Origin of the sequence: Terribacillus halophilus, assembly GCF_900162685.1 — a bacterium.
GTDB lineage: Bacteria > Bacillota > Bacilli > Bacillales > Amphibacillaceae > Terribacillus > Terribacillus halophilus_A.
The window spans coordinates 451,638-471,239 of sequence record NZ_LT727828.1 but is presented as its reverse complement, the minus strand read 5'-3'; the positions used below and the strand labels follow the sequence as shown (position 1 = coordinate 471,239).

The following is a 19,602-nucleotide window of genomic DNA, read 5'->3' as shown; positions in this document are numbered from 1 at the left end:
AACCAAAAAAATCCCCGCCACTTTTGCTCCGAAATGTATCGCTAAATAAATGGTCATAAACGGCATCACCATACTGCCGATTAAGCTGGAAACGAATGATTCTATGAGTCGTATCTTTATATTCGGATGGAAATCCCTAAAACGCATTGTATTCCTCCTTTTCTATATTTTCTAATTATATAGATAACTTACATATAATTCCACAAGATAGTAAGATAAAAAAATAACCTCAGCACGAGAACTGAGGTTATTCCGAATGCGCTTCAAGAAAGTCGATCATCTTCTCGAAACTATATTGCGCTTCTTCCAAGTATAATTTTCGCTGGTATTCGTGACCTGCAGCAGGGTGGGAATCATCGAAGAACATCCTGTTTACTTCCACTCCTGCCTTTTCTAATTCATCCGCCATTTCTACACTTTGCGGGTGCAGTTTGTCGACCTCACCGGATGAGATGAAAGTTGGCGGATAATCCGATGTGATCTGGAATACCGGTGACATATCACGTAATCTTGGGTCATGGATGTAATCTTTATTACCCGTATAGGACCAGAGGAACGTAGTCATATTACGGAAGCCCGTCTGCTGTGCCTCTTCCAAATTAAGAACCCCATTATAAAGCAGAACTCCTTGCAGCTGATCCGGCTGAAGGGCGGAATTCTCCTCAATAACTGATTCCGTCGTTGGGTTGGTAGCCATTGCTGCCACCATACCAGCCAAGTTCGCTCCCGCCGAACCACCGCCGACGAAAATTTGATTTATATCACCATGATAATTTGGTGCTTCCCTTAGCGCAAAACTTATCGCATCATTTAACTGATATAACTGCGTCGGAAAGTTATATTCAGGTGCCAATCCATAGTTTACATTCACAACAAGATAGCCTTTGGAGGCAATCCACATTGTGAAAGGATTTTGTGAGGCTTTGTCCCCGCCGACCCAGCCGCCACCATGAATATAAATAACAATTGGCAGCGTTCCTTCCGCATCTCTCGGATAATAAAAATCCAATCGGCCATCGTAGTTCTCCGTCGGATAAATAACATCTTTCACCGCAGCTACATTATCCGGATAAGGTATTTCCGGTTGCTTATGACTTTGATCCGCATTCATAAAAGCTCTTATCTCCGGGGAAAAGAGACTGCCAATAAGAATTAAGAAACCGACTGCCGCTATAACGGTTCCGGTAATCCATATCTTTTTTCTTCGCAGCATACAATCTCTTCCCTCCCTTCGTTTTTATCCTATTTCCACACTTCGTTTATACTAAATAAGGCGTTATCGCTACTTCATCTGGCTTCCCTAGTATTTCTGCTGCCACCATCTTTCCTGCGTAAGGCGCTAGATTAAGTCCTGCTGGCCCAAATCCAGCCGCTAAATGCAGTCCAGCCACCTCTTTCACTGATCCTAAGATTGGATATGGGTTAGGACCGGCTGGGCGAAGACCGACACGAAACTCTGTTACTTCTGCCTGCGCAAGACCAGGAGCAACTTTTAATGCTTCCCGGAGTACTTCTTGCATGCCGGCAGCTGTTTGTTTCGTATCATAGCCTGAATGCACTTCCCTCGTGGCGCCAGCCACTACTTTTCCGCCATCAAAGCCGAGCATATAATGGCTGCTCTTCGGCATGATAACAGGCCATTCACTTGTATCAGCGTCAACATGCATATGCATAATCTGACCTTTTTGCGGTTCAACCGGCAGCTTCACACCAACAGGCTCCAAGAATTGATTAATCCATGCCCCGGCAGCTGCAACAACACGATCAGCTTTAATTATTTCCTCATTGATACGCACACCAGTTACTTTATCTGTTCCTTCATGCAGCAAGCATGCATGCCCTTGCACGTAGCGAACGCCATGACGCTCTCCAGCCGCAAGCAAAGCCTGGAGCAGCTGCCGTCCATCAACTCTTGCTGCCCCCTCTAGATATAGAGCTGTCATATCTTCCCGGAGCGGTGGGAATTTCTCTCTTGCTCCCTCTGGGTCTAAGCGTATTATTTCCCCGATTTCGGGTGTTTCCAATCGTTGTTTATACGCAAGTTTCTCTAGTTCATCCAACCGCTTTTTACTTGCACTCACATATAATGCTCCGACTTGCTTGTAGCTGACATCCGCTTGCCCGTCTTCTTTCAGCATCTCCAGCAATTTCGGATAATAGATAGCTCCCGCTTTTGCCAGTATGTAATACGGCTTGATCCGTACTCTTTTTGACAGCCACGGGGAGATTATACCTGCCCCTGCAGCTGTTGCCTGCCCTTTCGCTTTGGAATCGACTAGGACGACTTCTGCTCCTGCTCGTGCGAGATGGTAGGCGGTACTCGCACCGGCAATGCCGCCGCCAACAACTACAATACGCATGACGTTTCCCCCATTTTATCTTTTCCACCTATTATACACGGTTCTGCAAGCTGTTTCAGAGAATGCCTTTCGTGCTACACTAGCAATATAAACCAAAGGAGATGAAGATGATGAAGCAGACATTGATCGACCGTCTTACTACATACGCAAAAGTGGATACACAATCTAATGAAGATATGGAAACAACACCCTCAACACCTGGCCAGCTTGAACTGGCGAATATGCTAGTGGAAGAACTAAAGCAGATTGGAATGGAGGAAGTCACAATTGACGAAAACGGGTACGTCATGGCAACACTTCCCGCTACAACGGAAAAAGACGTACCAGTAATCGGCTTCATGGCTCATGTGGATACTGCAACGGACTTTACAGGTAAAAATGTAAATCCGCAAGTTATTGAAAATTTCGATGGAAACGACATTACGCTCAATAAAGAGCTGGATGTTGTTCTATCTGCTGCAGATTTCCCTGAGCTGCCAAGCTATAAAGGGCACACGCTTATGACAACAGATGGCACTACGCTTCTTGGTGCTGATAACAAGGCGGGAATTGCAGAAATTATGACAGCAATGGAATACTTGATCCAACACCCAGAAATCAAGCACGGAAAAATTCGTGTAGCTTTCACGCCTGATGAGGAGATTGGCCGCGGCCCGCATAAATTCGATGTGAACGCATTTGGCGCAACTTATGCCTATACAATGGATGGCGGTCCGTTAGGTGAATTAGAATATGAGAACTTCAATGGCGCGGCTGCAAAGGTTATCTTTAATGGAAACAATGTGCATCCAGGCACAGCTAAAAATAAAATGGTGAACAGCATGAAGATCGCCATGGAATTCAACGAAAAAATCCCAGAAGATGAGGCACCAGAATTCACCGAAGGACGCGAAGGCTTCTTCCACTTACTCTCCATCCAAGGAGATGTAGAACAAACAAAGTTGCAGTATATTTTGCGAGATCATGATCGTGATAAGTTTGAAGCAAAGAAAGCTTTATTCGAAGAAATCACAAAAGAAATTCAATCAGAGTACGGTGAAAAAAGTATTGTGCTTGATATGCACGATCAATACTATAACATGCGAGAAAAAATTGAACCTGTAATGGAGATTGTCGATATTGCATCAGATGCGATGAAACGATTAGACATTACGCCAGTAATCAAACCAATTCGCGGAGCAACCGACGGATCCCAAATCTCTTATAAAGGACTGCCGACTCCAAACGTTTTCACTGGCGGCGAGAACTACCACGGAAAGTTTGAATATATCTCTGTTGATAATATGGAAAAAGCAACCACTGTTATCATTGAGATAGCAAAGCTATTTGAAGAACAAGCAAACTAACATTAAGGTTGGGACAAAACTTTTTATATTGGGGATGAGAGCACCGCACCGGAAATAAGAAGCAATTTTCTTGTCGGTGTCTTACTTCAAGAACTATTCTTGGCCAACGGTAACAGCAAGAGTTGAAGAGGCAGCAGCCATCAGAGGACTGCATTAAAAAAGTAGGCATGTATGAACCGTTCGCTTTAGAATGATTATAATTTTTTCTTGTTTTGTCCCAGCCCTCTTTCCCATTATTGACAATAAGCACATTCTTTTATATAATTATCTCGAATTCGAGATAAAGGAAGCGAGACGACTATGGCTACTGACAACGTAGGCTTATCTTTGAAGCTATTTGTAGTTTTGACTAGGGCTCTTCAGTCCATTAAGAAACGCATTGAAGAAGATATCAAGAAACAAGGTATTAATTTAACAGAATTTGCTGTTTTAGAATTGCTTTTCCACAAAGGCGATCAGCCAATACAGAAAATTGGCAGTAAAGTACTCTTATCCAGCAGCAGTATCTCCTATGTGGTAGATCGCCTTGTTCAGAAGGAAATGATCAGAAGACGTCCATGCCCAGATGATAGACGCATCACCTTCGCCACACTGACCGAAAAAGGACATGCTTTCATGGAAGATTACTTTCCTAAGCATGAACAAGCGATTCATAGTATTCTGTCCGGCCTGGATGATAATGAGAAAGCACAAGTTATTGACCAAATTAAAACACTAGGTTTTCATGCTGAGGGAACCTCAGCAGACTAGTAAAGGAGGAGTTAAAAATGAAGCATATTTTCAAACCATCCAATCAAGCAGACAAACCGGTATTCCTACTGCTACATGGCACAGGCGGTACTGAGCAGGATTTGCTGCCGCTCGCTGATATGATTGATCCTGAGGCTGGTGTATTAAGTGTACGTGGAAATGTCTCGGAAAATGGCATGCCGCGCTTTTTCAAACGCTTAGCTGAAGGCGTATTCGATGAAGAAGATTTGATTGCTCGTACCGAAGAACTGCGCAGTTTTCTCGATGAAGCAGCAGAGAAATATGATTTTGATCGAAATAATATTATAGCCGCAGGGTATTCAAATGGTGCTAACATCGCTGCCAGCCTTTTATATCACTATTCCAACCCGCTAAAAGGAGCTATCCTGCATCATCCAATGGTGCCAAGACGGAATATAATATTAGCCCAGCAGCAAGGAACTCCTGTACTTATTACAGCAGGTACAAATGATCCCATTTGTCCCAAATCAGAAGCAACTGACCTAGAACAAATGCTCAAAGAAGCCGGCGCAAACACCTCTATCCACTGGGAAAATAACGGTCATAGCCTAACACAAACAGAAGTTCAAGCAGCAGCTGCTTGGTATCGTAAACACTTTTAACAAAGCAGCAGTCATTATTCTAAATGAACGATCAATAGTAGAATGTGCAGTGCTCGTCATCTCAGTTTTAATACATGAAAAAAACAAGCAATGCTGCTCCTGATAATCTCGCAGTATTGCTTGTTTAGATATATATCTAAAACACCATTCATTAACCAGCCTTTTTCCACTTATGCCATTAGTGGGTATATATCCAATATGTGGTATATTGAGGGTGTGACAGAAATCGGGTTTATTCATCCGAACATTTTCAGAGCATACACCTCATCTAGGAAGGAGAATAAATATGAACAAATCATATAAGAGATTCTCAATAATATTTAACTCTATTATCGTTTTATTTGCTTTAGCAATCATCTGTTCTTCCATTGCAGGATGGAATGAAATGGACCGATCACTGCTTTACCTTTTACTAGGTATCGGTATCTTTGCTAGTGGATTAGCTTCGATAGTAAAAGCAGCCAAGCAACGTGTTGATACATCGAGTTGAGAATTGCACAATCTTGCTCGGAATATTGCTCCCAATTAACAAAGCCTGCGCTATTTCGCGCAGGCTCTTCTTCTTTATTCCATCCCAATCCAAACACTCTTCACTTCTGTATAATTGTCCAATGCATACGAGCCCATTTCCCTGCCGATACCGGATTGCTTGTAGCCGCCAAATGGAGATGCTGCATCAAAAGCGTTGTAGCAGTTCACCCAAACTGTTCCGGCACGAAGTTTGTTTGCAATGTAATGCGCTTTCGTTACATCTTGAGTCCAAACACCAGCAGCTAATCCGTATTCGCTGTCATTGGCACGTCGTATTAGATCATCCAGGTCATCATATGGCATTGCCGAGATAACCGGTCCGAAAATCTCTTCCTTAGCAATCGTCATATCATCACGTACGTCCGCAAAAATTGTTGGCGAAACGAAATATCCTTGCTCCTGCGGCTTTGCGCCTCCAGTAACGAGTTCTGCTCCTTCATTTCTGCCTTTCTCAATATAGCCTAGTACGCGCTCCTGCTGCTCCAACGAAACAAGTGGTCCGATTTCTGTATCGGCGTGAATACCTGCCCCTTGTTTGATTTTCTCTGCGTGTGCTGCCATATCGGAGATGACATTGTCAAATTGTTTCTTTTGAATAAAGACACGAGATCCTGCACAACACACTTGTCCTTGGTTGAACATAACTCCATTCAGTGTACCAGGGATTGCTTTTGTCAGATCAGCATCTGGCAGGACAATATTCGGCGACTTGCCTCCAAGCTCCAATGTCACTCGTTTAAGTGTCTTTGAAGCATTTGCCATGATTTGTTTGCCTACACTTGTAGAGCCGGTAAACGCAATCTTATCTACCAGTGGATGATCAACTAGCGGCTGCCCTGCTGTTTCTCCGAATCCAGGCACAATATTGAGTACTCCTGCCGGGAACCCTGCTTCTTCTGCTAATTCTGCTAAGTATAAAGCCGATAACGGTGTTTGCTCAGCAGGCTTCAATACAACCGTACAACCGGCTGCTAAAGCTGCACCAAGTTTCCACATCGCCATTAACAGCGGGAAGTTCCATGGAATAATTTGCCCTACCACACCAAGAGCTTCATGCCTTGTATAGTTGAAATAGGGACCATTTACTGGGATTGTCTGTCCAACAATTTTTGTCGTCCAGCCTGCGTAATAGCGCATATGTTCAATTGCCAGCGGAATGTCCGCATTTGTCGTTTCTCTAATCGGCTTTCCATTGTCTAGCGTTTCCAGCTGGGCAAGTGCATCTGCATGCTCCTCCATTAAGTCTGCCAGCTTGTACATAATTCGGCTGCGCTCCGCAGCTGTCATTGTCGTCCAAGGCCCCTCATCAAAAGCCTCACGTGCTGCTTTTACGGCACGATCAATATCCTCTGCTCCTGCCTCATAAACAGTTGCTAGCACTTCGCCTGTTGCCGGGTTAAACGATTCAAACGTTTTTTCCGTAGCACTTGCGACAAACTCCCCATTGATATACAGCTTTTTCGACCCAGCTAGAAAACGCTCCACTTTCTCGTGCATACTTGCTGCTAATTGACTCATAGAATTCCTCCTCAGAATAGCTTCTAATTTTGTCTAAGCGTCGTGATGCGAGATAAGTCTTATGGATACCGCTTACATGTGCTATAGTAGCACCCTTTTGCTCTAGATAGCAACGAAGATCCTAGAAGAATTGTCCGCTAAAATTCGACATAGAAAAGCTCAGCCGACTGGCTGAGCTTCCATTCCGATTCTATCTAAAAACTCCTGTACAACTTGTACATATTCCTGTTTGTTTTCAGCTAAGGACATGGCATGATCACCCTGTTGGAATAGATGAAGCTGTCTATAGCCATTCTCTTTTCTTGCATACAGATCTTTTGTCATCTGAACTGGTATATAAGCGTCCGGCAGACTGCTTAGGAACAAAACAGGCTTTTCAATATTGGCTACAGAATGAATCGGCGAAACATCCCGAAAGCGATAGCCATCCGAACATTGTACAATAAATTCAGCAGCCGGGAGAAACAATAGACGCGGCAGGTGAAATTGGACCTTCAGCCGGTAGGCGACCTGCTCCGCAAAATCACTATACGGGCAGTCGGCAATATAAAAATCAGCACCGTCCTCAACGGTTCCGGCATATAAAAGCGTTGTAGCCGCTCCCATTGACTCACCATGTACACCAAGCTTCAAATTATAATCGTACCGTTCCTTTGTCCATTTGATCACTTGTGCAAGATCATGCCTTTCTTGATACCCGTAAGTGATGCTGCTCCCATCGGATTGTCCATGCATACGCTGATCATAGAGAACGACGTTATAACCCATATCCAAAAAGATATCCATGTACTTAACAGAATTATATTTATTCACTGCTACTCCGTGTGAAATAACCATCACATAGCGAGAATCGGGGTCAGCTATGTAATGGGTGCCGTGTATATTTCCACTATCAGATTCGACATGGAATTCCTCTTTTTGCAATGTATCATAAGCAGCTCGATTAAAACGCCCTGCTTCCTCCTCTCGCTTTATTGTTTCTTCCTCTGTGAAAGGTTTCATCCGGCGCATCTCCCTGTTCACAAGCGCGGTAACAACTGCTGCATAGCCTGTCACCAAACCCGCAGCAGAAAGAAGTAATCCTTTTCTTCTCATTTTACTACCCCCTTTTTGTATTCTATTTTACAATAAGTATAACTAATCGTTGCTTTTTAAAACAAAATGAGTTAACTTATCAAGTGATAAGTTATTAAAGAGGGCAGTTATTATGGCTAGAAAAAAAGAAGTATCCGCTGAACAAACACAGCGCACTATTATTGCGACAGCTGAACGACTCTTTATGTCGCACGGGTACCGAGCAATCTCGACTCGGCGCATTGCAGAAGAATGCGGCATTACCCAGCCAGCTTTATACCATCACTTCCCAAACAAGCAAGCCATCTACTTAGAGGTCGTTCGCACGATTATGGTGCAAACGGAGCAAGCGATGACGGATGTTCTCCAAGATTATGCTAACAGCAAAGAGCGTATTCAGCGTATTGCGTACTTTATGATCATGAACCATCAAGGCGATATGACACAGATGTTTCACGATTTGCAATATGAAATTGATGAGGAGCATCGCCAGACGATTCAGGACTGGTGGATGCGCAGCTATTTTAATCCTGTCATGCAGACACTGACAGAAGGAATTGCCAAAGGTGATGTCATGTCGCTTCCTTCTGCCCCCCCGATGGAGTTATCCTTTTTTGTACTGGAAATGATGAAGTCCTTCCTGCCTCCATCGAAGCAGGATTATGAAGCACGTCGCGAATTTGCAGAAAAGAAATCAAATATGCTTGTCGATATCCTGTTTGATGGGATTCGGAAAAAATAAAAGATTATGCGCATAATCTTTTATTTTTCGGGTATAACTTATCAATCGATAAATTAATTAGGAGGAATGACGTGTGAAAAAGATTGGCAGTTTTATTAGTGGAAAATATGGCCGTTGGGTCATTGTTGCGGTCTGGATTGTATTTGCACTTGTATTAAATCTTACTTTACCGCAAGCTAATTCCCAAGAAGATGCACAAGCAGAAACTTTCTTAAACGATACGAACAGCGAAGAAGCAGCTCGTATTATTGAGGAGGAGTTCTCGAATAACAGCGGACTGCCCGCTTTGTTAACGTGGTATCAAAAAAATGGCTTATCAGATCAAGATTTGAAGACAATTCAGCAATTCAGCGAAAACCTACAAAATAGGGATATCGAGGCTGCTACTGTAACGCCATTTCAAGATATACCGATTCCCGCTTTGAAAGAGCAGCTTTCCGATGATGGGACAACACTTGTTATGCCGATTATCTTTGAAAGCGGCACAGCAACGGAAACTGTAGAAGCAGGACTAACAAAAGTCGAAGAGACAGCAAATGAGGTATTCGAGCAAAACCCATTCAACCAGAAGTTGAACAGCGGCGATTTGCTCGTCCGTGCTACTGGCCCTGCTGGCATAGCAGTGGATGCAGTTAGTCTCTTTTCACAAGGAGATACAACACTTTTATTCGGTACTGTGTTCATTGTTTTAATCTTCTTGCTTGTAATCTATCGTTCTCCTATTCTTGCGTTAATACCTTTAGTTGGAGTAGGATTCGCATATCTAGTTATCAGCCCTATCCTTGGAGCATTAGGAAAATCAGAATTGATATCATTTGATTCACAAGGTCTTGCCATTATGACGGTACTGTTATTTGGTGCAGGTACTGACTACTGCTTATTTTTAATCAATCGCTTCCGAGAAAATCTATGGGAAATAAAAAGCAGGAAGACCGCAATTATTCGTTCCCTTACCTCTGCAGGTGGCGCTATTGCAATGAGCGGGCTTACTGTAATCGTGGCAATGCTCGTATTGCTAGTTGCTGATTATGGATCGATCAATCGGTTCGCTATCCCGTTTGGAATTGCCATCTTTATCATGCTGCTGGCAAGTCTTACGCTAGTACCCGCATTATTGACGATTATTGGCCGCGCCTCCTTCTTCCCATTCATTCCGAGAACAGAAGAAATGCAGGAAAAACGCGCACATAAAAAAGGAAAGCCCGTTCGTACGAAGAAGCCACATAATAAATTTGGCAAAAGTATCGGGAATATGGTGATCCGTCATCCATGGAAAATTGCTATTGGGACAATCATCGTACTTGGCATTCTGGCCGGCGTTGCTTCTCGTATTACGTACACGTACGATACACTATCTTCCTTCCCAGATGATATGCCGTCAAAAGAAGGCTTCGACATCTTAACTGAACATATGAATGCTGGTGAGTTGGCCCCCGTATCGGTTATCACAAGAACAGATGACCCGGAGGCTGTGCGTACCATTTTAACCGACTTGCCCTACGCAGCTGCTGTGATGGAGCCGGAACAATCAGAAACAGACAATGAATTGGTTCGCATCCAGCTGGAACTAGAGGAAAATCCTTATTCGAATGACGCAATGGCTCACATACCAGACATTCGCCAAGCCGTTGCGGATGTAACTGGTAGCTTGGACACTGTCTGGATTGGCGGTCAGACCGCCGAACAATACGACACGCAGCAAGTTACCAAGCATGATGAAAAATGGATTATCCCGATTGTCGTCGGCTTTATTACTTTGTTGCTGCTAACCTACTTGCGTTCCGTTACAGCTACCATTTATCTTGTTGCAACAGTTCTGTTGTCCTTTTTCAGTGCTTTAGGTCTGGGCTGGCTTATCTTGCATTACGGATTCGGAGTCGATGCAATCCAAGGCTTTATCCCACTTTATGCTTTCGTGTTCATTGTAGCGCTTGGAGAGGATTATAATATCTTCATGATCTCAAGTATTTGGAAGCGCAGCAAAACCATGCCGATTAAACAAGCGATAGCCGATGGCGTTGCCCATACTGGCGGCGTGATTACATCTGCTGGTCTGATTCTAGCAGCAACTTTTGCTGTATTGACGACCTTGCCGATTCAGATTCTAGTACATTTTGGAACAATTACAGCAATCGGTGTTCTGCTCGACACCTTCCTAGTCCGTCCATTCCTAGTACCTGCAATCACAGCAATTCTTGGCAAATGGGCATTTTGGCCATGGAAGAAACGGATGGAGCAAACAGAGGAAAATAAACAAAAAGCACATGGCTAAGCAATGGCTCGTTAATTCTGCAAGCAAATCTTTTCCATTAGCTCGTCCTCATTTGCTACAGTGGAGATAGACTTATAAAAGGAGCTGAGTGAGAAATGACAGAACGTGTGCAATTAGGTAAATCCGGTTTGTATGTAAATCCAATTGGTCTTGGTACAAATGCAGTTGGAGGCCACAATCTTTACCCAAATCTTGATGAGGGACGCGGAAAAGATGTGGTTCGCCAAGCAATTGAAAACGGAATGAATTTCTTTGATACAGCTTATATTTATGGACCAGAACGTTCAGAAGAGCTTGTTGGCCAAGTCGTGAAGGAAAGCGGGAAACGCGAAGATCTCGTTCTAGCAACAAAAGCAGCACATAAGATTATCGGTGATGAAACCATAATGGACAATTCACCGAAGTTCTTGAAAGACTCTGTAGACAGCGCTTTAAAGCGTCTGCAAACTGATTACATCGACTTGTTCTACATCCATTTCCCTGACGAAGAAACGCCTAAAGCAGAAGCAGTCGGAGCGTTGAAAGAACTAAAAGATCAAGGAAAAATACGCGCTATCGGTGTGTCTAACTTCTCTATCGAACAGCTAAAAGAAGCAAATATTGATGGCTACGTCGATGTACTGCAAGCTGAATACAATCTATTCAAGCGAGGCGCAGAGCAGGATCTGCTTCCGTATACAGCAGAGAACAATATCTCATTCGTTCCTTATTTCCCGCTCGCTTCCGGCTTGCTAGGCGGTAAGTACGATGAAAATACAACATTCGATGACTTGCGTTCAAAAGATCCTCTTTTCCAAGGAGATGCATTTAAGCAAAACCTAAAAAAGGTTGATCAGCTTCGCGACATCGCAGCTAAAAAAGATGCAGAAGTAGCACACGTTGTTCTAGCTTGGTACCTGACACGAGACAGCATTGATTCCATCATTCCTGGAGCAAAACGCCCGGACCAAGTAATAAACAACTTAAAAACATTAGACGTGAAATTAACTGATCAAGATGTAGAAGCAATCAGTAATATCTTTCGTTAAGAAATAAAGAGGCTGGGACATACCTGTTTAAGCTATATAAAAATCCAAACAATACTGCAATTAACTGCAGAATTGTTTGGATTTTTTGCATTGGAAACGAAGATGAGAGCACCACTTCGGAAATACACTCCACTTTCCCGCGGGAGTCTCCGTGTATTTCCTACGCTGATTTTTGTTATAGAAAATCTTCACTCGTGTAGGCAGAGTACGTAGACTCCTCGAAAAAGATAGCGATTTTCTTGTCGGTGTCTACTTCAAAAGCCATTCTTGTCTGACGATAACAGCTAAAGTTGGAAAGTAGCAGTCGTCAGAGAGCTGTATTAAAAAGTACGAATCTAGTTATCGTTCGCTTTTAGGATGAATTAATCCTGTTTTGTCCCGCTCTCTTTTTCTTTTTTGAATAAACGTTTGTTTAAATTCAAGAGACAGAACGATCTGTATTTCCGAAGCTGTGTCCTACACTCCTCTTATGTAAGAAAAAATCCAAACAATACTGCGATGAATAGCAGCGTTGTTTGGATTTTCACACAGCTAAAACACTATTATCCTAGCCTCTTCTTGTTATGCAGATGTAGTTCCTTGTCCGCCGTCAATTCGATAATAAGAACCAGTAATGAATGCCGCTTTATCTGATGCTAGGAAAAGCATCAAATCAGCGATCTCTTCAGCTGTTGCATAGCGGTTCATTGGTACGCTAGCTTCAAAGCCTTTTCTTGCTTCTTCTTCATTTCCTTTGGCTGCATTCGTTTCGATAGAACGCATCATTGCTGTGTCTACACCAGACGGCGCAACAGCATTTACGCGTACGCCATAGTCAGCCACTTCCAATGCTGCTGTTTTATTGATACCGATTAACGCATGTTTCGATGCGATGTAGGCACTCATACCAGGTGCGCCAAGCAATCCGCCATTAGAAGCTGTGTTTACAACAGCGCCGCTTTTCTGCTCTGTCATGACCTTCAGAACATGCTTCATTCCTAGGTAAGCACCTACTACATTTACACTTAATACCTTTTCAAGATTCTCTACTGAAGAATCTACAATATTTCCAAAATCGCCGTTGATTCCTGCGTTATTAACGAAGACATCAATACGGCCAAAATGTTCTTTTGTTTTTTGAACGTAATTTTCTACGTCTTCTTCTTTTGCAACGTTAGCAGTTAACAATATTTTTTCTCCATCAATGGTTGCTGCTGCTTTTTCCAATGCTTCTTGAGAGAGATCTACAAGTGCCAATTTAGCTCCTTCTGCTGCAAATTTTTTAGCAGCTGCGATGCCAATACCACCAGCTGCCCCAGTTATAAGTACGACTTTGTTGTTGAATTCCATGTTCAGATCCCCTTTCAGAATATGTACCTTCATACTTATTATCGGTAACTAAGTTACCTTTTTCAATCAATTTGCTTTAATATGCGTTTTCTTAGTTAATTGATTCCTAACGCACGAAAGAATTTTCGACTGTTAATGCAGTAAAGTATTCGTAATAAGATTCACAAAAAAACCGAACTTATGTAAACCCTCATTAAGAATCTACATAAGTTCGGTTTTTATTTAGTCTGTCGGATTCAATATACGGTGCAGGAAGCGCTGGGTGCGTTCTTCTTTCGGATTGGAGAGCACTTCAGTTGGTACTCCTTGCTCCACAATGACACCACCGTCGATAAAGATAACCTCATCGGCAATTTCCTGTGCGAATTTAATCTCATGGGTAACAACAACCATCGTCCAGCCTTCATCAGCCAGATCTCGCATAACACGCAGTACTTCTCCGATTAATTCGGGATCAAGTGCAGATGTTGGTTCATCAAAAAGCATGAGTTCAGGCTTAATAGCGAGCGCTCGGGCAATACCGACACGCTGCTGCTGTCCTCCTGAAAGCTGGTACGGATACAAATCTTTTTTATCCTTCAGCCCTACTTTATCAAGCAGTTCGATCGCTTCTTCTCTGACTATCTTTTTGTCTCGTTTTTGTACTTGTACCGGTCCTTCCATAATGTTCTCCAGTACTGTACGATGCGGAAACAGATTGTACGATTGAAAAACCATTCCAGATTTACGGCGAAGCTGAATCAGCTCTTGCTGTTTCACCTTTTGACTGAAATCTACTTTATGATCATCAAAACCGACGATGCCTTCATCTGGAATCTCCAGCGCATTTAGGCAGCGTAACAATGTTGTTTTTCCCGATCCAGATGGCCCAAGTATGGCGATGACTTTCCCTTTATCCACTTGCATATCAATGGATTTTAGTACGGTATTATTTCCGAATGTTTTCTTTAGACCTTTTACCGCAAACATAGCTAACCCTCCTCACCTTACTGTGTAGCGGTTTAATCTGCGTTCAAGCTGATGCTGTGCCAGTGATAGAATGAAGCAGATAATCCAATAAATGAAGGCAGCCAAAATATAAATATAAACAATCTGATCTAAGTTTGTCGCACCAATCTGTTGTGATTTACGAAACAGCTCGGTTACGAGAATTTGTGATGCTAACGATGTTTCCTTCACTAGGCCGATAAAGCTATTGGACAATGGCGGGACCGAGACACGTAACGCCTGCGGCAATATGACACGGAATAACGTTTTCCGGTAAGACATCCCGATTGTATAGCCTGCTTCCCACTGTCCTTTTGGTACGGAAAGGATGGATGCTCGGATAATTTCTGATGCATATGCGCCGACGTTTAGAGAAAAAGCAATAATTGCTGTCGGATACGGATCAAGTGTTACATTTAATTCTGGCAGCAAATAAAAGATAATGAATAACTGCACGAGCAGCGGAGTACCTCGAATAGCTGACACATAGATATTAAAAATCCACCTTAATGGCTTAATGTTCGAGATTCTTACTAATGCTGTAATAAGTGCAATAATAATACCAATAAAGAATGAAATAAGGGTCAAGGGGATCGTTACCTTGATCCCCTCAATCAGTATCGGCCAGAATGACTGCTGCATGAGCTCCCAAGGGATGACAATCCCGCCGAGTACCATATTACTTGTTAACATCTTCGCCAAACCATTTCGTCGAAATTTCTGCTAACGTACCATCTTCGCGCATTTCATCAAGTGCCTTATTGAACTGCTCAACAATTTCACCGCTGCCTTTACGGAAAGTGAAATACGTTTCTGTTGGTTCTCCAGCTTCAAAAGCAATCTTTACAGGCGCATTTTTTTCTGTATTGTTCAGATAATCAAGCACTGCCAATTTATCGTTAAATGTCAGATCAACTCGCCCTTGCTCAATTAGCTGAATAGATTGCGCTAAACCTTCTACACCTTCAATGTTCGCTCCTGCCTCTTCTGCACGGGCATTATAGTTGCTCGTCAGTGATTGCGCAGAAGTTTTACCTTCTACATCTTCAATAGAAGTAATGTCAGTATTATCTGCTGCCGTTACAACGACAGATTGTGACTTCGTGTAAGGATCAGAGAAATCATATTGATCCACACGTTCATTGTTTTCTCCTTTACCTACTTGGTTCGCAATAACATCAAATCGTTCGCTGTTCAAACCAGAGAACATGGAATCCCACTGTGTTTCCTCAAACTTCACATCCACGCCAAGATGCTCGCCGACTGCATTCATGACATCTACATCATAGCCAGTCAATTCACCGTTATCATTATGGAAAGTGAACGGTGCGTATGTGCCTTCCGTTCCAACTGTAATTACTCCTTCATCTTTCACTTCTTGCCAGAGATTGCCGTTGTCATTGGAATCCGAAGCAGAATCATCCCCGTTTCCGCAAGCAGCAAGAATTGCGAATATCGACATAAACAACAAACCTAATAGTGCTTTTTTCATGTGCAAAACGCCCTTTTCTATAATTTTTAACTTTCAACAGTGTAAGGCCAACATCAGGAAAAGTAAAGAAATAAGTCTGAGTATTTTAATCAGGATTGTACGTGCACTCTTTTAATTAGTATAAACGCATCAATGAGCCGTCATGCAGACTTATTTAACAACTTTCCAGGTAGCAGGATAATTAACAGCAGCCTGTTTTTTATTCTTTTACCTTGTACCCAATCAGCTGTTTGAACATGTCTTTTAAACGTGATTTTTTGGCTGTAGATATATAAAAGTATTTACCGATTAAGAAATGCTACACATATGAACAAGAAGCATGTGTATTTCCCCCATCAACTGGTCACATTAAACAGCAGAGAGAATTTGGAGGTATTATACATGCGCAATCCAACCAGGATTAATCAATCATCATTCACAGCTAAAAACACAGAAGTTACAACTAGTGTTACCAAAAAAACTCATCAAGCAGCACATCACCTTGCCTTTATTAGTAAACCATTATCAAAAGCATGCTTTGAGATAATCAAATGAATAAAAAGCAGCGCGGCCTCTTCCTAACAGCTATTGCAACCGGCACGATGCTAAATCCACTGAATTCTTCTATGATTTCCTTAGCTTTGCACAGCATTCAGCATGATTTCTCACTAAGCTTTGCGACTGTTTCCTGGCTTATTTCTACTTATTATCTTGCCAGCGCCATCGTTGTTCCCATTGCCGGCAAAGTCGGCGATTTAATCGGGCGGCGTAAGATGCTGCTGATTGGTCTCTTGCTTGTTGCTGTCTCCACAGTCGGTGCCCCTTTCGCAGGAACATTCATGGTTCTCCTGGGAATGCGCTTGTTCCAAGCTGTTGGCAGCAGCGCCATCTACCCGGCCGGTATGGCACTAGTTCGAAAGCATATTCACGAAAAGCAAGCATCTGCTTTAGCCATCTTGTCGATTTTTACTTCTTCCATGCTGGCATTCGGGCCAACTGCAGGCGGTTTTCTGATTGACTTTGGCGGTTGGCCGGCAATTTTCACTGTGAATGCTCCATTTATTTTGCTTAGCTTCCTATTAACTTGGTTTGCCGTTCCGAAGGATCCAGAAACAACACATTACACTCTTCGCGCTTTTTGGAAGCAGCTTGACAGTATTGGCATCGCATTCTTTGCTATTGGGATGAGTTTTTTACTTTATTTTCTGCTTTCCTTCGAGCATGGTTTGCATTGGGTACCGCTTGGTGTAGGAGTTGTATCTCTTGCAGCGTTTTTTCTGAGGGAATTAAAAGCAGCACATCCATTTATCGACGTAAGATTGCTGCGGACTAACCAACGCCTTACACTTGTCTACATCCAATTTATCTTATTGAATATATTTAACTACAGCCTCTTTTTTGGCTTGCCAAGTTTCTTTCAAGATGTGATGCGCTTTAGTCTCAAAACAAGCGGATTAATGATGATTTTTCTTTCAGGGGCCAGCACACTTGTCGCCTTCCTAATGGGGCGCTGGATCGACCGTTCTGGCACAAGCATGCCCACGATTGTTGGGGGTGTGCTTATGTTCGGGGGACCTGCTGTTCTTGTTCTAATTTCACAGCATCTTACACTCGTAAACCTGTCTGTTACACTCATATTCCTCGGTATCAGCTATGGAATTGGAAATGTTACCTTACAAGCCGCCATGCTGGATGCCTCGCCTGACCATCTTACAGGAACAAGTTCAGGACTCTTCCAAACTTGCCGGTATATTGGGTCGATTCTATCTTCTGTAGTATTAGCTATTGTTTTTGGCGCGGATCTCTCACTGGCTGGTTTTCATACATTAATGATTATCCTGACTGTTACTGGCATCACTTTTAGTTTGTCCGCGGTCTATGCAAAACGATTAGAGCATGCAGCTGGATAAGTTTCGGCTGCATCTTTATTTTATCTTGACAGAAAAGTTCATTTGTCATACAATTAAACAAAACAACAATAGATGATTCTTTTTTATTGCCTACAATTGAAATCGCTTACAAATAAGGAGGAATACATGTGAAATCTGTAACCACCCCTCACTTTGTTAAAGTTCATGAGCAAGACAATGTAGCTATTGCTGTCTCGGATGGCGGACTTAAAGCAGGTACAGCTCTTCCATCTGGCATCGTCATCCAAGAACACATTCCCCAAGGGCATAAGCTGTCTCTTCTTCCTATTAAGATGGGTGATGCCATTATCCGTTACGGAGAAGTGATTGGACATGCTATTAGTGATATACCAACCGGAAGCTGGGTACAGGAAGGGCATGTACTCACACCTACCCCTCCTCCGCTTGACCAGCTCTCCTTATCGCCCGAATCTGCCAGTCCTCAACCAACTTTAGAAGGGTATACATTTGAAGGCTACAGAAACCCAGATGGTTCAGTAGGTACCAAGAATATACTTGGTATCATGACGAGCGTACAGTGTGTTGTTGGTGTGTTAGATCACGCCGTTAAACACTTAAAACAAGAGATCTTACCTAAGTATCCATCTGTTGATGACATTGTAGGATTGCATCATACGTACGGTTGCGGTGTGGCCATCCAGGCACCGGAAGCAATTATCCCAATACGAACGGTACAGAACTTAGCACAGCATCCGAACTTCGGAGGAGAAGTACTTGTTGTCGGATTAGGATGCGAAAAACTCGTTCCATCACGTGTCAATCCAAGCGGAAAGAATGAAGACATCATCATGCTGCAGGATCAGCAGGGATTTCATGCTATGGTAGAAAAAATCGTGGAGAAAGCAGAAGCGAAACTGGCTAAACTGAATACTCGGAAACGCGAAACCTGTCCTGCTTCTGAGCTTGTCATTGGTACACAATGCGGTGGAAGCGACGCTTTCTCTGGCGTTACGGCAAATCCTGCCGTAGGCTATGCATCTGACTTACTGGTACGCGCTGGTGCTACTGTGCTATTCTCCGAAGTAACAGAAGTGCGAGATGCCATTCATTTGCTTACCCCACGTGCCGCCAATAAAGAAGTAGCTGAAAAGCTAGTACATGAAATGGATTGGTACGATCGTTATCTAACTGCTGGTCAAGCCGACCGAAGTGCTAATCCTTCTCCAGGTAATAAAAAAGGCGGGTTATCCAATGTAGTAGAGAAAGCGCTTGGCTCAGTTGCTAAGTCTGGTCAAAGTACAATCACCAATGTACTTGCGCCTGGAGAGCGAGCAAATACAAAAGGCTTACTCTTCGCCGCTACTCCTGCGAGCGACTTTATTTGCGGAACATTGCAGCTGGCTTCCGGCATCCACCTACAGCTGTTTACAACTGGGCGAGGAACACCCTATAGCCTCTCCATGGCTCCAGTTGTAAAAATATCAACCCGCACTGCCTTAAAAAAGCAGTGGAGTGATCTGATTGACATAAACGCTGGCACCATCGCTACTGGCGAGGCAACTTTGGAAGACGTAGGTTGGGAGATTTTCCATTATATCCTTGATGTAGCTAGTGGTAAAAAACAAACGTGGGCTGATCATTGGGGCGTTCACAATGACCTCGCTCTGTTTAATCCAGCTCCAGTTACTTAAACACTGAAA

At 43.1% G+C, this 19,602-nt stretch carries 17 protein-coding genes; 9 read left to right on the top strand and 8 right to left on the bottom strand.

Annotated features, from left to right (window positions below; genetic code table 11):
* Window positions 1–247: 247 nt before the first annotated feature.
* On the bottom strand, window positions 248–1,213 hold the full coding sequence (locus B1K52_RS07080) for an alpha/beta hydrolase (RefSeq protein WP_077306728.1): 966 nt from the start codon (window positions 1,211–1,213) through the stop codon (window positions 248–250).
* A gap of 46 nt (window positions 1,214–1,259) precedes the next feature.
* The gene (locus B1K52_RS07075) at window positions 1,260–2,360 is read right to left on the bottom strand and encodes an NAD(P)/FAD-dependent oxidoreductase (protein ID WP_077306727.1); all 1,101 of its coding nucleotides are present in this window, start codon (window positions 2,358–2,360) and stop codon (window positions 1,260–1,262) included.
* A gap of 110 nt (window positions 2,361–2,470) precedes the next feature.
* Here B1K52_RS07075 and pepT point away from each other — a divergent pair, with 110 nt between their 5' ends.
* From pepT to B1K52_RS17885, 4 genes are all read left to right on the top strand, one after another.
* Window positions 2,471–3,706 (top strand): peptidase T, encoded by a 1,236-nt coding sequence (gene pepT, locus B1K52_RS07070; protein WP_077306725.1) that lies wholly within the window; start codon window positions 2,471–2,473, stop codon window positions 3,704–3,706.
* Between the two features lie 300 nt (window positions 3,707–4,006).
* Window positions 4,007–4,456 (top strand): MarR family winged helix-turn-helix transcriptional regulator, encoded by a 450-nt coding sequence (locus B1K52_RS07065; RefSeq protein WP_077306723.1) that lies wholly within the window; start codon window positions 4,007–4,009, stop codon window positions 4,454–4,456.
* Window positions 4,457–4,473: 17 nt separating this feature from the next.
* A complete protein-coding gene (locus tag B1K52_RS07060) occupies window positions 4,474–5,079 on the top strand; it encodes an alpha/beta hydrolase (RefSeq protein ID WP_077306721.1) in 606 nt (201 codons plus the stop codon).
* A 286-nt stretch (window positions 5,080–5,365) separates the two neighbouring features.
* On the top strand, window positions 5,366–5,569 hold the full coding sequence (locus B1K52_RS17885) for a hypothetical protein (protein WP_077306719.1): 204 nt from the start codon (window positions 5,366–5,368) through the stop codon (window positions 5,567–5,569).
* Between the two features lie 74 nt (window positions 5,570–5,643).
* Here B1K52_RS17885 and B1K52_RS07050 read toward each other — a convergent pair whose 3' ends face one another.
* Together B1K52_RS07050 and B1K52_RS07045 are read right to left on the bottom strand one after the other, a co-directional pair.
* Window positions 5,644–7,128: an aldehyde dehydrogenase family protein gene (locus tag B1K52_RS07050; RefSeq protein WP_077306717.1), complete on the bottom strand. Its 1,485-nt coding sequence runs from the start codon at window positions 7,126–7,128 to the stop codon at window positions 5,644–5,646.
* 159 nt (window positions 7,129–7,287) lie between these two features.
* Window positions 7,288–8,223 carry an alpha/beta hydrolase gene (locus B1K52_RS07045; RefSeq protein WP_077306715.1) on the bottom strand — a complete coding sequence of 312 codons (936 nt, stop codon included), beginning with the start codon at window positions 8,221–8,223 and terminating at the stop codon, window positions 7,288–7,290.
* 112 nt (window positions 8,224–8,335) lie between these two features.
* On the opposite strand from B1K52_RS07045, the gene B1K52_RS07040 reads away from it, so the two are divergent.
* The 3 genes from B1K52_RS07040 to B1K52_RS07030 all read left to right on the top strand — a co-directional run bounded on the left by B1K52_RS07040 (window position 8,336) and on the right by B1K52_RS07030 (window position 12,244).
* Window positions 8,336–8,944 (top strand): TetR/AcrR family transcriptional regulator, encoded by a 609-nt coding sequence (locus tag B1K52_RS07040; RefSeq protein ID WP_077306713.1) that lies wholly within the window; start codon window positions 8,336–8,338, stop codon window positions 8,942–8,944.
* A 73-nt stretch (window positions 8,945–9,017) separates the two neighbouring features.
* Entirely contained in the window at window positions 9,018–11,216 is a 2,199-nt protein-coding gene (locus tag B1K52_RS07035) for an MMPL family transporter (RefSeq protein ID WP_077306711.1), read from the top strand.
* A 95-nt stretch (window positions 11,217–11,311) separates the two neighbouring features.
* On the top strand, window positions 11,312–12,244 hold the full coding sequence (locus tag B1K52_RS07030) for an aldo/keto reductase (RefSeq protein WP_077306709.1): 933 nt from the start codon (window positions 11,312–11,314) through the stop codon (window positions 12,242–12,244).
* 561 nt (window positions 12,245–12,805) lie between these two features.
* Here B1K52_RS07030 and B1K52_RS07025 read toward each other — a convergent pair.
* From B1K52_RS07025 to B1K52_RS07010, 4 genes are all read right to left on the bottom strand, one after another.
* The gene (locus B1K52_RS07025; protein WP_077306707.1) at window positions 12,806–13,573 is read right to left on the bottom strand and encodes an SDR family NAD(P)-dependent oxidoreductase; all 768 of its coding nucleotides are present in this window, start codon (window positions 13,571–13,573) and stop codon (window positions 12,806–12,808) included.
* A 222-nt stretch (window positions 13,574–13,795) separates the two neighbouring features.
* The gene (locus B1K52_RS07020; RefSeq protein WP_077306705.1) at window positions 13,796–14,542 is read right to left on the bottom strand and encodes an amino acid ABC transporter ATP-binding protein; all 747 of its coding nucleotides are present in this window, start codon (window positions 14,540–14,542) and stop codon (window positions 13,796–13,798) included.
* Window positions 14,543–14,554: 12 nt separating this feature from the next.
* Complete coding sequence (locus B1K52_RS07015) at window positions 14,555–15,253, bottom strand: amino acid ABC transporter permease (RefSeq protein WP_077306703.1); 699 nt, start codon at window positions 15,251–15,253, stop codon at window positions 14,555–14,557.
* The gene (locus B1K52_RS07010) at window positions 15,240–16,052 is read right to left on the bottom strand and encodes an amino acid ABC transporter substrate-binding protein (protein ID WP_077306701.1); all 813 of its coding nucleotides are present in this window, start codon (window positions 16,050–16,052) and stop codon (window positions 15,240–15,242) included. Before B1K52_RS07010 ends, B1K52_RS07015 begins: the two co-directional genes overlap by 14 nt.
* Before the next feature lie 530 nt (window positions 16,053–16,582).
* Here B1K52_RS07010 and B1K52_RS07005 point away from each other — a divergent pair.
* Both B1K52_RS07005 and garD read left to right on the top strand, forming a co-directional pair.
* The gene (locus B1K52_RS07005; RefSeq protein ID WP_077306699.1) at window positions 16,583–17,941 is read left to right on the top strand and encodes an MFS transporter; all 1,359 of its coding nucleotides are present in this window, start codon (window positions 16,583–16,585) and stop codon (window positions 17,939–17,941) included.
* Between the two features lie 122 nt (window positions 17,942–18,063).
* Window positions 18,064–19,593 (top strand): galactarate dehydratase, encoded by a 1,530-nt coding sequence (garD, locus tag B1K52_RS07000; RefSeq protein WP_077306697.1) that lies wholly within the window; start codon window positions 18,064–18,066, stop codon window positions 19,591–19,593.
* The last annotated feature ends 9 nt before the right edge of the window (window positions 19,594–19,602 follow it).

Coding starts and splice junctions, on each gene's coding strand:
- B1K52_RS07080 (WP_077306728.1), bottom strand. CDS start 1,213: ATGCTGCGAAGAAAAAAGATATGGATTACCGGAACCGTTATAGCGGCA.
- B1K52_RS07040 (WP_077306713.1), top strand. CDS start 8,336: ATGGCTAGAAAAAAAGAAGTATCCGCTGAACAAACACAGCGCACTATT.
- B1K52_RS07050 (WP_077306717.1), bottom strand. CDS start 7,128: ATGAGTCAATTAGCAGCAAGTATGCACGAGAAAGTGGAGCGTTTTCTA.
- B1K52_RS07025 (WP_077306707.1), bottom strand. CDS start 13,573: ATGGAATTCAACAACAAAGTCGTACTTATAACTGGGGCAGCTGGTGGT.
- B1K52_RS07010 (WP_077306701.1), bottom strand. CDS start 16,052: ATGAAAAAAGCACTATTAGGTTTGTTGTTTATGTCGATATTCGCAATT.
- B1K52_RS07075 (WP_077306727.1), bottom strand. CDS start 2,360: ATGCGTATTGTAGTTGTTGGCGGCGGCATTGCCGGTGCGAGTACCGCC.
- B1K52_RS07015 (WP_077306703.1), bottom strand. CDS start 15,253: ATGTTAACAAGTAATATGGTACTCGGCGGGATTGTCATCCCTTGGGAG.
- B1K52_RS07030 (WP_077306709.1), top strand. CDS start 11,312: ATGACAGAACGTGTGCAATTAGGTAAATCCGGTTTGTATGTAAATCCA.
- B1K52_RS17885 (WP_077306719.1), top strand. CDS start 5,366: ATGAACAAATCATATAAGAGATTCTCAATAATATTTAACTCTATTATC.
- B1K52_RS07060 (WP_077306721.1), top strand. CDS start 4,474: ATGAAGCATATTTTCAAACCATCCAATCAAGCAGACAAACCGGTATTC.
- B1K52_RS07020 (WP_077306705.1), bottom strand. CDS start 14,542: ATGTTTGCGGTAAAAGGTCTAAAGAAAACATTCGGAAATAATACCGTA.
- B1K52_RS07005 (WP_077306699.1), top strand. CDS start 16,583: ATGAATAAAAAGCAGCGCGGCCTCTTCCTAACAGCTATTGCAACCGGC.
- B1K52_RS07045 (WP_077306715.1), bottom strand. CDS start 8,223: ATGAGAAGAAAAGGATTACTTCTTTCTGCTGCGGGTTTGGTGACAGGC.
- B1K52_RS07065 (WP_077306723.1), top strand. CDS start 4,007: ATGGCTACTGACAACGTAGGCTTATCTTTGAAGCTATTTGTAGTTTTG.
- pepT (WP_077306725.1), top strand. CDS start 2,471: ATGAAGCAGACATTGATCGACCGTCTTACTACATACGCAAAAGTGGAT.